We start from the raw sequence: 12626 nt of genomic DNA, 5'->3' as shown, positions 1-12626 counted from the left end.
TCCAGGGCCTCAAAAACACCTTTTCTGTCAAGGCCTTGAATTTGACGGTCTTTCATACTTGGCCCTGGATGCCGGCTCAAGGCCGGCATGACGGCGAAAGAGATGAGGGCTATTGCCAAAAAAAGCGGGCCCCGGAGCCCGCCTTTTCCATCGTGCTCTGCTGTCGTCCCGCCTCAGTGCAAAATCTGGCTCAGGAACAGTTTTGTGCGCTCGTGCTGCGGGTTGTCGAAGAATTCGTGCGGCGAATTCTGTTCGACGATCTGGCCCTGGTCCATGAAGATCACGCGGTTGGCGACCTGGCGGGCGAAGCCCATTTCGTGGGTCACGCACAGCATGGTCATGCCTTCCTCGGCAAGACCCACCATGGTGTCGAGCACTTCCTTGATCATTTCCGGATCGAGCGCCGAGGTCGGCTCGTCAAACAGCATGATCTTCGGGCTCATGCACAGCGAACGGGCAATCGCCACGCGCTGCTGCTGGCCGCCGGAGAGCTGACCGGGATACTTGTCCGCCTGCTCGGGGATCTTCACCCGCGTCAGGTAGTGCATCGCGATTTCTTCCGCTTCCTTCTTCGGCATCTTGCGCACCCAGATCGGCGCAAGCGTGCAGTTTTCCAGGATCGTCAGATGCGGGAACAGGTTGAAGTGCTGGAACACCATGCCGACCTCGCGACGGATCTCGTCGATCTTCTTCAGATCGTCCGTCAGCTCGATATTGTCGACGATGATATTGCCCTTCTGGTGTTCCTCCAGACGGTTGATGCAGCGGATCATCGTCGACTTGCCCGAACCCGACGGCCCGGCGATGACGATGCGCTCGCCCTTCATCACTTTCAGGTTGATATCGCGCAGGACGTGGAAGTCGCCATACCATTTGTTGACGTGGATCATCTCGACCGCGACCTCGGTATCCGAGACGGTCATGTGAGAAGTGTCGACGGTTTCTACCATGAATTTATCCTCAAATACGCGAAGCTAGCTTCGGTGGCCGGTGTCGAGATGGCGTTCCATGAAGCTGGAATAACGCGACATCGCGAAGCAGAAGATGAAGAAGACAAAGCCAGCGAAGATCAGGCCGGTGATCGGCGTGACCGGCGAGGCCCAGCTTGAATCGGTGAAGTTGAACTTGATGATGCCGAGCAGATCGAACATGCCGATGATCGAGACCAGGGAGGTATCCTTGAAGATCGAGATGAACTGGTTGACGATCGCCGGAATGACCAGCTTGATCGCCTGCGGCAGGATGACGAGACGCATGGTCTGCCAGTAGCCGAGGCCAAGCGAGGCGGCACCCTCGAACTGTCCCTTGGGCATGGCCTGCAGGCCGCCGCGAATGGTCTCGGCCATATAGGCGGAGATGAACAGCGAAACGCCGACAATGGCACGCAGGAACTTGTTGATGGTCATGCCTTCCGGCAGGAACAGCGGCAGCATCACGCTCGCCATGAACAGGATGGTAATCAGCGGCACGCCGCGCACCACCTCGATGAACATGATCGACAGCGTCCGCATCACCGGCATTTTCGATCGTCGCCCCAGTGCCAGAATGATGCCGAGCGGCAGCGAGACGGCAATGGCGAAGTAAGACAGGATCAGAGTGACCATCAGCCCGCCCCAGTCCGAGGTGTCGACGACCGGAAGACCGAATACACCGCCATACAGGATAAAGAAGGAAAAGAAGGGCAGGGCTATGAAGAGAGCGAATGCGTTCCAGCCCTTGTGCGGCGCCTTGGGCATCAGCATCGGAATCAACAGGGCGGTGAACACGATTGCGACGAGGATCGGCCGCCACATTTCCGCGTCGGGATAACGCCCGAACATGATCTGGTCGAACTTGGCGCCGATGAAGGCCCAGCAGGCCCCGCTCCAGCCATCCGGCTGGACGCCGCCCTGGGCGATCGTGGCGCAGGCGGTTCGGTCGGTTCCGGTCCATGCGGCGTTGATGAACAGCCATTCCACGACGGGCGGTACGGCCCAGACCAGAAAGATGATAGCCAGGATCGACAGAAATGCGTCCTTCGGATTGGCGAAGAGGTTGGTGCGCAGCCACAGCGCAATGCTGCCGCTCTTCTGCGGGGCCGGCTCCTGGGCCTGCATTTCCTTGCGGACATAAGCGATTTCGTGCGCCATCTTATCTCTCCACCAGGGCCATCTTGGCGTTGAACCAGTTCATGAAGATCGATGTCAGAATGGAAAGCGTGAGGTAGATGATCATCCAGATGGTGACCACTTCCACGGCCTGTCCTGTCTGGTTCAAAACCGTCTTGCCGACCGCCACGATATCGGCATAGCCGATGGCAACGGCGAGCGAGGAGTTCTTCGTCAGGCTCAGATATTCACTGGTCATCGGCGGGATGATGATGCGCATGGCCTGCGGCACGACGACGAGACGCGTGACCTTGCGCGGGTGAAGGCCGAGCGCATTGGCGGCTTCGGTCTGGCCCTTGGCAACGCCCAGAATGCCGCCGCGAATGATTTCCGCCATGAAGGCGGCGGTATAGAGCGAAAGCGCCAGGTAGAGCGACATGAATTCCGGTCCAAGCACGGCGCCGCCTTGCAGGTTGAAGCGGCCCTTGACCGGAATGTCGAAGGTGACCGGCGAGCCGGCGATGAAATATCCGATCACCGGAAGGATGATCAGGATCGCAACACTCACCGAAAATGTCGGAAACTGTTGGCCCGTCGCCATCTGCCGGCGCTGTGCCCAAAGGGAAAGGGCTATGACAAGACCGATAGCAATGATGAGCGCGGCGCCGATCAGCCAGGAGCCGGGTCCGAAGACGGGGCTCGGGAAGGCGAGGCCGCGATTGTTGAGAAACATGTCCAGCGGCAACGACAGGCTGTCGCGCGCGGAGGGCAGGAGCGCCAGAACGCCGGTGTAGAAGAAGAAGATGACAAGCAGCGGCGGAATGTTGCGGAAAACCTCGACATAGACCTGGCTCAATTTGGCAATCAGCCAGTTGGAGGAGAGCCGTCCGATGCCGATGATGAAGCCGACGATGGTTGCCGTGATGATGCCCGCCACCGAAACGATGATCGTATTGACGATGCCAACCATGAGCGCACGGCCATAGGACATGTCATTGTTATAAGGGATCGGAATTTGCGCGATGTCGAAACCGGCGCGATTGTCGAGGAAGCCGAAGCCCGACGCGATGCCGGCTGCCTGAAGGTTTCGAATTGTGTTGTCGGTGACCCACCAGACGAAGGCGACGACCAGAAGCACTGTAACAAACTGGTAAACGAAGCCCCGGACAGCGGGATTATACATAAGCGCGGCAGCGCGCGATTCCTGAAAAGGAGCGTTGCTTGACGTTTCAGCCATATTTTCCCCGGTTGCCCGTCTAGGGCTATTTTTATGAAGGCACGGGGCGGGTGGCCGCCCCGTGCCGGATCCGAGACAAAATCAGAATGGAAGATCGCGCTTAGCGGATCGGCGGGCCGTACTGCAGGCCGCCATTGGTCCACAGGGCGTTGAGGCCACGCTCGATCTTCAGCTCGCTGCCCTGACCGACATCAGATTCGAAGATCTCGCCGTAATTTCCGACGGTCTTGATGATGTTGTAGGCCCATTTTTCGTCGAGACCGAGATCGGCGCCCATCTTGCCGTCTTCCTCGGTGCCGAGCAGGCGCTTGATTCCCGGATTGTCCGAGGTTTCAGCGATTTCGTCGACATTTTCCGAAGTAATGCCGAATTCTTCGGCATTGACCATGGCGTAATGGACCCAGGAGACGACGTCGCCCCACTGGTCATCGCCCTGGCGCCATGCCGGACCAAGCGGTTCCTTGGAGATGATTTCCGGCAGAATGACGTAGTTGTCCGGGTCCGAAAGGGTCAGACGGATGCCATAAAGGCCGGACTGGTCGGTCGTGTAAACGTCGCAACGGCCCTGGTTGAAGGCGTTGTTGACGTCTTCGAGGGCTTCGAAGACAACCGGGTTGTATTCCATGTCGTTCGAGGAGAAGTAGTCGGCGAGGTTCAGCTCGGTCGTGGTGCCGGACTGGACGCAGACAGCAGCGCCGGAAAGCTCCTTGGCGGACGATACGCCGAGATCCTTCGGAACCATGAAGCCCTGGCCGTCATAGTAGTTGACGGTGCGGAAATCGAGGCCCAGCGAAGTGTCGCGGGAAAGCGTCCAGGTGGTGTTGCGCGTCAGCACATCGACTTCGCCGGACTGAAGAGCCGGAAAGCGGTCGGTGGCGGTCAGAGCAACGAACTTGGCCTTGGACGGATCGCCGAAAATCGCAGCTGCGATGGCGCGGCAATAGTCAACGTCGAGACCGGACCAGTTGCCTTCGCTGTCAGGCGCGGAAAAGCCCTGGAGGCCCGTGCTGACGCCGCAGGTGACAAATCCCTTTTCCTTGACGTCATCGAGCGTCGCGGCCGAAGCACCCTGGACCCCAAGACCGAAGACTGCTGCGCCGAGAGCGACAGACAGAAGCGTCTTTTTCATTTTCCCAACCTTTGTTTATCGTTGAAACTTGAAGTTGTCCCCATGACCGTAGCCTTCGGTCAAGCAGCGACAACTGCCCGCAAACCCCTCGGTGCGAGCCCGTGTATCTCAGTCGTAATTTTCCAGATGGTCAATACTCGCCTCTCAAAAATGGTCTGATTTTGTGAAAAACGTCCATTTTCGTTCAAAAATTGGGCAACACGGCAAAATATGGGCAATTTTATGCTGGTAAATCGGGCAGGATTTCCTTTCTTTAGTCTAATCCTTTAGTCGTAATTCGGTTTTTCTCTTTGCGACTTGACCGCCCGGAAACGACGATTCAAAACAGAGCGCGACTGCACTGCCCTCAACTCAGCGGAACATCATCATGGCTTTTGAAAAGACCGCCGGCAAAAAGGCCGGAGACAACACAATTCTCGCCCATACGGGCCATGATCCGGGCGCGTTCCATGGCTTCGTCAATCCGCCCGTCGTGCATGCATCCACGGTGCTGTTTCCCGATTCCAAGACGGCTGTCAGCGGTGGGCAGAAATATACCTACGGCACCCATGGCACGCCGACGACGGATGCCCTGTGCGCCGCCCTGAACGAGATTGAGAATGCCGCAGGCACGCTGCTCTATCCGTCCGGCCTTGCCTCCATCACCATGCCCTGGCTCGCTTTCTTGCGCCCCGGAGACCACATCCTCATCGTCGATTCTGTCTATGATCCGGCCCGGCGCTTCGCCGACAAGGTGCTGACGGGCATGGGGGTCGAGGTCGAATATTATCATCCCGCGCTCGGTCTTGAGGTCGAGAAGATGTTCAAGCCCAACACCCGCCTCTTTCATACCGAGGCGCCGGGCTCGAATACGTTCGAGATGCAGGATATCCGGGCGCTGTCGGATCTTGCCCATGCCAGGGGCGCGCTCGTCTCCATGGACAATACCTGGGCGACGCCGCTTTTCTTCAAGCCCCTCGATTTTGGCGTCGATCTCTCGCTCAACGCCGCGACCAAATATCCCTCCGGCCATTCGGACGTGCTGATGGGCACCGCTTCGGCCAATGAGCGCTGTTTCGAGCAGCTGGAGGAGCACTATACCTGGACCGGCATGTGCGCCGCGCCCGATGACAGCTACCAGATCCTCCGCGGTTTGCGCACCATGGGCGTGAGGCTTGCCCACCATCAGAAAAGCGCGCTTGCCGTTGCGCTCTGGCTGGAAGAGCGGCCGGAAGTTTCCCGCGTTCTTCACCCCGCGCTGCCGTCCTTCCCTGGCCACGACATCTGGAAGCGCGATTTCACCGGCGCAAGCGGTCTCTTCTCCTTCGTGCTGAAGGCGGAGGAGGGCGCGTTCAGGGCCCGCCAGCACGCTTTCCTCGATGCGCTCGACATTTTCGGGATCGGCTATTCCTGGGGCGGCTACGAATCGCTCGCCGTGCCGGTGAACCTGTCAAACCGCACGGTTTGCACCGCGCCGGAAGACGGCCCGGTCATCCGCCTGCATATCGGGCTGGAAGATGTCGAGGATCTGAAGGCGGATCTGGAAAAGGGGCTGGCTGCGGCGAGCGCAGCATAGCCCGGTTCCGCCTTTTCGCCGAAGAGCATGCATGAAAGGCCGGACCCCATCGGGCTCCGGCCTTGATTCTTGCCGTCGCTGTTTTCCTCGCGCATCGGCTCGAAAATCGGAATCGATTTTCGAAAAGAACGATGCGTAGATTCGATAAGTTAGAGCGTCCTTTGTGCGTCCTAAAGGACGCACGGCGCTCTAGCGGCGTTCCATACGCCTGCCTTCTTCCATGCGCGGTGCCTCGCGGCGAACCGGCTCTTCGGCTCGTACTGGCGCTTCCCGGCGCACCGGTTCTTCAGCGCGAACAGCGGGCGCCTCGCGGCGGACTGGTTCCGCCGGGCGCTCTGCGGGTCGCGCCGCAGCCGGGCGGTCAGCCGGATGGGATTCCCAGACCGGGCGATAGCCGGGCGGAGCCCTCCAGCCGGGCGGCGGGCCGCGCCAGCCTGGCGGCTCGCGCCAGCCGGGCGGGGGAATGTAGGGCCTCGGCACAGGGATCGGAGGATATCTGTTCCAGTTCGGATACCAGGGATAGCTGCGATAATGATTGTCCCAATAGGCCTCGGTAAAGGCGGTGATGGTAATGCCCGCGGCAAAGGCGACGCCGGGCGAGATCGTCTGGCGCTGGTCCTGATAGACGATTTGCATATTGCCGGCGGAAAGCCAGCCGCGATAGCTCGCATAGGAGACATCGCACCAGCTATAATCCGCCAGGCACCCGTAATTGGAAAGCGTAGCGCCGGCAGGAACCACTGTGATCGACGGATAGGTCGTGGCTGGCCCGGCGCGCAGATTGACGTTCGCCGTGGCATAGGCATCGACGGCCTGAGCCCTGGCGCCCGCCGCTCCGAACGCGGTCGACAGCGCGACGGCCGCGATTGCGAAATACCCCTTCATTCCCATATGGCTTTGTTCCCCGGTTGGCTTATGAGGCCAGACGATGACGTCTGGTAACCGCAAGCTTAGCCATGCAGTCTGAAGCGAAGATGAACGGAGTTCGCTTTACGGGCGTTTGTCAGAACCGGTCGAGACCGTAGGCGTGATAGCCGTAAAGCCAGTCGAGTTCGTGCGCGAGCGTATCAGGCGAACGCAGTTTCAGCACGATGTCGCGTCCGATTCTCATCGGGCCTGAGGCATGATAGGCGAACTTGTTGAAGCTGGTGCGCTTGCGCAGCGCCGCAAGGCGCGGCTTGCGGTGGGCAACAAAGGCTTCGAAGGCCTGCGGCGCTTCCATGGTGGCCAGGAAGGCCGCCAGCTCGAAACCGTCCTCGATCGCCATGGCCGCCCCTTGCGCGGAAAACGGCATCAGCGCGTGGACGGCGTCGCCGATCCCAATCGTGTCGCTGCCATTGTGCCAGTTGCCTTCTCCCACCTCATAGAGCGGCCAGAAGGTCGGCTTGTCGGCGGAAAACAGCCGGGTGAGTTCGGGGCTCCAGCCCTTGAAGTGGCGCTCCAGCGCCATCTTCCAGCTGCTATCGACCTCGGTGTGCCAGGCCTCCCCGGCGCTGGCGCCGGCGGCGATGGCGACGAGGTTGAAGCCGCCGACATCGCGCAGCGGATAGGCCACGAGATGCGCCATCGGCCCCATGAAAGCGGTGACGCTGTCTCGCTCCAGAAAGCCGGGCGCGTCTTCCGAGGAGAGCACGAAACGCCAGGCGATATTGCCGGAAAAGCGCGCTTCCGGCGCGCCCTTGATCTGCCGGCGGCTGTGCGACCACACGCCGTCGGCGCAGATAATGACATCGGCGGGCTTTTCCGTCCTGCCGGAAAGCGTTGCCCTGTTTGCCTTGTCGATGCGGGTGCCGAGGCGCAGCGTCGTGAGCGGCTCATCGGCAACGGCGTGTTTGAGCGCCGATTGCAGCGTGGCGCGGTGCAGCGTGCCATAGGGCGCGCCCCAGCGCTTGCGCGCCTCGCCGACGGGGACATGCGCGAGTTCCCTGAGGGTCAGGCCCGAGGCCAGCGCCACTTTCTTCGGTTCCCGCCACTGGCCCTCGAGCCGGCCGAGCACGCCGATCTTCGCCAGGCAGCGCGAGGCGTTGGGAGAAACCTGCAGGCCGGCGCCGACTTCGGCAAGCGCATCGGCCTGCTCGAAGATCTCGCTGGAGATCCCGTGGCGGGCGAGCGCCAGCGCGGCTGTCAGGCCCGAAATGCCGGCGCCGATAATGGCTGCATGTGCAATCGTCATCTTCTCCTCCCGACCCCTTGTCGCGCCGTGACGAGACCGGCGCTGACCAAGGGCTAGGTCAGGCGGCGTCGACGTGGTAGGCGCAGCCGGGCGGGTTGGTCTCCTCGCCGTGAAGCGCGGGCGAGTACTTGTAGAGCGTCGAGCAATAGGAGCAGACCGCCTCATCCTCGTCGCCCATGTCGATGAAGATATGCGGATGGTCGAAGGGGGCGGATGCGCCGACGCACATGAATTCCTTGACGCCGATCTCGATGCTTCTGTGTCCGTCGTCGTTCTTGAAATGGGCGATCCCGTGGCCAGCCATAATTGTCTCCGGTTCCTTGAGCTTTCGGCCCGGACACTATAACTCTTCGCTGCAAATGTGTAGTACCCGAATTGCGATGGCGGGCGGTTTTGAACCGCCGATTTGCCGGGGTCTTTCGGGCAGATGTCGACAATGGAGACGGCCGCGATGAACCTCAACCTCCCGCACTTCGCCACATTCGAACATGACGGGCTCGAACTCGCCTTTTTCGACGAGGGAGAGGGCGCGCCGGTGCTGCTGATCCACGGCTTTGCCTCGACGGCGGCCGTCAACTGGGTGCATCCGGGCTGGCTGAAGACGCTTGGAGATGCCGGCTACCGGGTGATTGCCATCGACAATCGCGGCCATGGGCAGAGCGACAAGCCGCATGATCCCGAGGTCTATTATCCGGCGCTGATGGCCGGCGACGCGGCCGCGCTGCTCGAGCATCTCGGAATCGAGAGCGCCCATGTGATGGGCTATTCCATGGGCGCGCGGATCTCGGCCTATCTGGCGCTCGCCCATCCGGAAAAGGTGCGTTCGCTCGTCTTCGGCGGTCTCGGCATCGGCCTTTGCGACGGGGTGGGCGACTGGGACGCGATCGCGGAGGCCTTGAGAGCGCCGTCGCTTGACGACGTCACCGACGAGAAGGGCCGCATGTTCCGCGCCTTTGCCGACCAGACGAAGAGCGACCGCCTGGCCCTTGCCGCCTGCATCGAGACCTCGCGCCAGAATATTGCGCGCGCGGAGATCGGCAAGATCGCGGCGCCGACGCTGATCGGCGTCGGCACGAAGGACGATCTGGCGGGTTCGCCGCAGACGCTGGCAAGCCAGATGCAGAACGCCATCGCGCTCGATATTCCCAACCGCGACCACATGCTGGCCGTCGGCGACAAGGTGTTCAAGAAGGCGGTTCTGGAGTTTCTTGCGCGCGAGAACGATGACTGACACGAAAATCTGACCGCGCGTGCATTTGTAATCGGCCCGCAGTGATTTATATTCGCGCTCAGAAAGAGAAGCGATTTCGTTGGAAGGACAGGCGCAAAGCGCCCGAACCACAGGAGGCCACGATGGCCGCACATCCCGAAAAGACCGGTCACGAGACCAGCCTGAAGGCCGTCGATCCGATCTGGGCGAGCCTCAGGGCCGAGGCGGAATACGCGCTTGAGAAGGACCCGATCCTCGCCGCCTTTCTCTATTCGACGATCCTGAACCATACCTCGCTTGAGGATTGCGTCGTCTACCGTATCTGCGAGCGGCTCGATCATCCGGACGTGCAGGCGATCCTGCTGCGCCAGACCTTTGATGAGATGCGGCGCGATTGGCCGGAATGGGGCGATATCCTCCGGGTCGACATCCAGGCCGTCTATGACCGCGACCCGGCCTGCACCCGCTTCATGGAGCCGGTGCTCTATTTCAAGGGGTTTCATGCCATCCAGACCCACAGGCTGGCGCACTGGCTTTGGCAGAAGGGGCGCCAGGATTTCGCGCTCTACCTGCAGAGCCGGTCTTCCAGCGTGTTCCAGACCGACATCAATCCGGCCGCGAAAATGGGCAAGGGCATCTTCCTCGACCACGCCACCGGCCTTGTCGTCGGCATGACGGCAACGATCGGCGACGATGTCTCGATCCTGCAGGGCGTGACGCTCGGCGGCACGGGCAAGGAAAGCGGCGACCGCCACCCGAAGATCGGCGACAGCGTGCTGATCGGCGCCGGCGCCAAGGTTCTCGGCAACATCACCGTCGGTCATTGCTCGCGGATTGCCGCCGGCTCCGTGGTGCTGAAGCCGGTTCCGGCCAATTCGACGGTTGCGGGCGTTCCGGCGAAGGTGATCGGCACGGCCGGTTGCTCCGATCCCGCCCGTTCAATGGACCAGCTGATCGGTTCGGAAGACTGACAGCCCGACCTTGAAAAACCATCCGCCCGCGCATTTGCATTCTCGGCTCTTGCGTGTCACAAGCGCGCCAACACTTGAAGACCAGACGGAGTTCATCCCTTGAAGCCAGACGAAATCAAAAAGCTCGACTCCTATTTCAAGCGCATGTTCGGGCCGCTCTTTGCCGTCCGCGCGCGTCCGCGCAAGGACGATTCCTGCGAGGTTTACCGCGAGGACGAATTCATCGGCGTCATCTATCTCGACGACGAGGACGGCGACCGTTCCTTCAATTTCTCCATGGCGATCCTCGACGTCGATCTCGATCCCTGATCGTCGGGCGCATAGGCATGACAGGGACCGGCCGTTCGAATCGGCCGGTTTTTTTGTGTCGTTTTCGCAGTGCGGACAAAAAAGCCGGCCCGTGAGGGCCGGCAAAGGAAAAAAGCGAAAAAGCTTTGGTGATCGGAAACCGTCTTGAACATAAAAACTGAACATGCGCGGGCGCAATATCGTGAGCTGATGAAATCCAGTTCGAGGGATACCGCCGCGAAAAAGCTGCGCCGTGCATCCCCGTTTGCCCTGGCCACGAGATAGTGTAAGAAGATCACGTTTTGATGACACATCGCCAATGATAATCCGACATTCAAGAACCTTCTGACTGCGCTTTGCCGACTGCGCCCGGAAGGAGCGTGAGGGGACTACGCATGCCGCCGATTTCCGAAATCCTGCAACTCGTCGTTCTGCTGGCGGTGGCCGGCTGCGTCGCCGGTTTTCTGGCCGGCCTCTTCGGCATCGGCGGCGGCGCCGTGCTGGTGCCGGTCTTCTATCAGGCCTTTGCGCTTGCCGGCGTGGACGAGGGCGTGCGCATGAAGCTGTGCGTGGGAACCTCGCTTGCCATCATCATTCCGACCTCGCTGCGCTCATTCCAGTCGCATTACAAACGCGGCACGGTGGACATGAAGCTGCTGAAGCAATGGATCATCGCCGTGCCCTTTGGCGCCATTGTCTCGGCCATGGTCATCGCCTATGCGCCGGGCAACGTGCTGCGCGCGGCCTTTGCCGTGATCACGCTCCTGATCGGGCTGAAGATGCTCTATCCAAAGGCATCGAAATGGCGGCTGGGCGAGGACCTACCGAAGAACCCCGCTCTGTTCGGCTGCGGCTGGCTGATCGGGCTTTTGTCCGGGCTGATCGGCATTGGCGGCGGGACGCTCAACAATACCTTCATGACGCTCTATAACCGGTCGATGTTGCAGGCCGTGGCGACCTCGGCGGGCGTCGGCGTGCTGATCTCGATCCCGAGCTTCATCGGCAACGTCATCGGCGGCTGGGGGCATCCCGGGCTCCCGGTTCTGTCCACCGGCTATGTGAACTGGATCGCGGTGGCGCTGATCATCCCGATCACGCTTCTGATCGCGCCGCTCGGCGCACGCGCGGCTCATGCGGTGTCCGACCGGGTGTTGACCGCGGGTTTCGGCATATTCCTGCTGACGATCTCCGCCCGCTTCTTCATCTCGTTCTTTTGAACGCTCAATCGGTGAGGCGCAGTTCCTCGGCGCGCATGTCGACCGAGCTCAGCGTGCCGAGGAAACTCATGCCGAGCAGGCTTTGAGACAGAAGGCCCTCGCCGGCCACCATGGCACGGACGTTGCGGCGCGTGATCGGGCCGATCGCGACCTCATCAAGCGTGACCGGTGCGGCCATCGCCGTGCCGTTCGCGGTGGAGACCATCGCAGTGAAGCTAAGCGCGTCCGCATCGAAGCCGATCCGTTCCGCATCCCCGGTCGTCAGCGTCACCCGGCTTGCGCCGGTATCGACCAGCATCGCCACGCTGATGCCGTCGATTTCGACATTGGCGGTGAAATGCCCGTCTCGGCGCTTGCCGATGACCACCTGTTCCCGGCCGTCGACCGTCGTGGTCGTCATCGACATGCCGGGCACGAGACCGCCGAAGAGGCGTGCGCCGACCTCCCGGAAATCATGGCGGAAGATATAGGCGGCGGAAATGACCAGCAGGATCGCCGCCCAGATCAGCAGCGACTGGAAAACATGGCCGAAATTGCGCTGGCCCTGCAGTACGCCGGCGGCGACCAGGACGAGCAGCGGCGCGAGCCAGAGCGCGGAGGCAAATTCATCATTGGCAAGGCCGAGCGTCGTGCCATCGCCACCCGTCACCATCAACATGATCATGCCGACTGAGACGATGGCGATCAGGATCCAGAACAGGCGCAAGGCGGTCACTCCCCGTGTTGAAGGCGCGGTGGGGTCCACGCCTTGTCATCGTG

Annotated in this window: 13 protein-coding genes; 5 read left to right on the top strand and 8 right to left on the bottom strand. The window is 61.1% G+C overall.

Translation table 11 applies throughout. From position 1 onward, the window contains the following. Positions 1–173: 173 nt before the first annotated feature. From FF124_RS15665 to FF124_RS15650, 4 genes are all read right to left on the bottom strand, one after another. Complete coding sequence (locus FF124_RS15665) at positions 174–950, bottom strand: amino acid ABC transporter ATP-binding protein (RefSeq protein ID WP_138749420.1); 777 nt, start codon at positions 948–950, stop codon at positions 174–176. A 24-nt stretch (positions 951–974) separates the two neighbouring features. Next, complete coding sequence (locus FF124_RS15660) at positions 975–2129, bottom strand: amino acid ABC transporter permease (protein ID WP_138749419.1); 1155 nt, start codon at positions 2127–2129, stop codon at positions 975–977. A 1-nt stretch (position 2130) separates the two neighbouring features. Next, on the bottom strand, positions 2131–3324 hold the full coding sequence (locus FF124_RS15655; protein ID WP_138749418.1) for an amino acid ABC transporter permease: 1194 nt from the start codon (positions 3322–3324) through the stop codon (positions 2131–2133). Positions 3325–3424: 100 nt separating this feature from the next. Then, a complete protein-coding gene (locus FF124_RS15650) occupies positions 3425–4453 on the bottom strand; it encodes an amino acid ABC transporter substrate-binding protein (protein WP_138749417.1) in 1029 nt (342 codons plus the stop codon). 367 nt (positions 4454–4820) lie between these two features. Between FF124_RS15650 and FF124_RS15645 the strand changes: the two genes are divergently transcribed. Next, entirely contained in the window at positions 4821–6008 is a 1188-nt protein-coding gene (locus tag FF124_RS15645) for a cystathionine beta-lyase (protein WP_138749416.1), read from the top strand. 189 nt (positions 6009–6197) lie between these two features. Here the strand turns inward: FF124_RS15645 and FF124_RS15640 are convergent, their stop codons facing one another. The 3 genes from FF124_RS15640 to FF124_RS15630 all read right to left on the bottom strand — a co-directional run bounded on the left by FF124_RS15640 (position 6198) and on the right by FF124_RS15630 (position 8485). Further along, positions 6198–6899: an SH3 domain-containing protein gene (locus tag FF124_RS15640; protein ID WP_138749415.1), complete on the bottom strand. Its 702-nt coding sequence runs from the start codon at positions 6897–6899 to the stop codon at positions 6198–6200. Positions 6900–7011: 112 nt separating this feature from the next. Then, complete coding sequence (locus FF124_RS15635) at positions 7012–8181, bottom strand: FAD-dependent monooxygenase (protein WP_138749414.1); 1170 nt, start codon at positions 8179–8181, stop codon at positions 7012–7014. A 58-nt stretch (positions 8182–8239) separates the two neighbouring features. Beyond that, positions 8240–8485: a zinc-finger domain-containing protein gene (locus FF124_RS15630; RefSeq protein WP_138749413.1), complete on the bottom strand. Its 246-nt coding sequence runs from the start codon at positions 8483–8485 to the stop codon at positions 8240–8242. A 147-nt stretch (positions 8486–8632) separates the two neighbouring features. Between FF124_RS15630 and FF124_RS15625 the strand changes: the two genes are divergently transcribed. From FF124_RS15625 to FF124_RS15610, 4 genes are all read left to right on the top strand, one after another. After that, positions 8633–9412 carry an alpha/beta fold hydrolase gene (locus tag FF124_RS15625; RefSeq protein WP_138749412.1) on the top strand — a complete coding sequence of 260 codons (780 nt, stop codon included), beginning with the start codon at positions 8633–8635 and terminating at the stop codon, positions 9410–9412. Positions 9413–9534: 122 nt separating this feature from the next. Continuing rightward, positions 9535–10362, top strand: a complete 828-nt coding sequence (gene cysE / locus FF124_RS15620; protein ID WP_138749411.1) for a serine O-acetyltransferase — start codon at positions 9535–9537, stop codon at positions 10360–10362. 99 nt (positions 10363–10461) lie between these two features. Further along, on the top strand, positions 10462–10671 hold the full coding sequence (locus FF124_RS15615) for a DUF3126 family protein (protein ID WP_106304892.1): 210 nt from the start codon (positions 10462–10464) through the stop codon (positions 10669–10671). Positions 10672–11045: 374 nt separating this feature from the next. Next, positions 11046–11867 carry a sulfite exporter TauE/SafE family protein gene (locus FF124_RS15610; protein WP_138749410.1) on the top strand — a complete coding sequence of 274 codons (822 nt, stop codon included), beginning with the start codon at positions 11046–11048 and terminating at the stop codon, positions 11865–11867. Between the two features lie 4 nt (positions 11868–11871). Here the strand turns inward: FF124_RS15610 and FF124_RS15605 are convergent, their stop codons facing one another. After that, positions 11872–12582 (bottom strand): TIGR02281 family clan AA aspartic protease, encoded by a 711-nt coding sequence (locus tag FF124_RS15605; RefSeq protein ID WP_246072482.1) that lies wholly within the window; start codon positions 12580–12582, stop codon positions 11872–11874. Positions 12583–12626 lie beyond the last annotated feature (44 nt).

Origin of the sequence: Martelella lutilitoris (genome assembly GCF_005924265.1) — a bacterium.
GTDB lineage: Bacteria > Pseudomonadota > Alphaproteobacteria > Rhizobiales > Rhizobiaceae > Martelella > Martelella lutilitoris.
The sequence above is the reverse complement of the archived record's forward strand: the minus strand, read 5'-3'. Positions and strand labels throughout refer to the sequence as shown.

Coding starts and splice junctions, on each gene's coding strand:
- FF124_RS15660 (WP_138749419.1), bottom strand. CDS start 2,129: ATGGCGCACGAAATCGCTTATGTCCGCAAGGAAATGCAGGCCCAGGAG.
- cysE (WP_138749411.1), top strand. CDS start 9,535: ATGGCCGCACATCCCGAAAAGACCGGTCACGAGACCAGCCTGAAGGCC.
- FF124_RS15650 (WP_138749417.1), bottom strand. CDS start 4,453: ATGAAAAAGACGCTTCTGTCTGTCGCTCTCGGCGCAGCAGTCTTCGGT.
- FF124_RS15640 (WP_138749415.1), bottom strand. CDS start 6,899: ATGGGAATGAAGGGGTATTTCGCAATCGCGGCCGTCGCGCTGTCGACC.
- FF124_RS15635 (WP_138749414.1), bottom strand. CDS start 8,181: ATGACGATTGCACATGCAGCCATTATCGGCGCCGGCATTTCGGGCCTG.
- FF124_RS15665 (WP_138749420.1), bottom strand. CDS start 950: ATGGTAGAAACCGTCGACACTTCTCACATGACCGTCTCGGATACCGAG.
- FF124_RS15655 (WP_138749418.1), bottom strand. CDS start 3,324: ATGGCTGAAACGTCAAGCAACGCTCCTTTTCAGGAATCGCGCGCTGCC.
- FF124_RS15610 (WP_138749410.1), top strand. CDS start 11,046: ATGCCGCCGATTTCCGAAATCCTGCAACTCGTCGTTCTGCTGGCGGTG.
- FF124_RS15645 (WP_138749416.1), top strand. CDS start 4,821: ATGGCTTTTGAAAAGACCGCCGGCAAAAAGGCCGGAGACAACACAATT.
- FF124_RS15630 (WP_138749413.1), bottom strand. CDS start 8,485: ATGGCTGGCCACGGGATCGCCCATTTCAAGAACGACGACGGACACAGA.
- FF124_RS15625 (WP_138749412.1), top strand. CDS start 8,633: ATGAACCTCAACCTCCCGCACTTCGCCACATTCGAACATGACGGGCTC.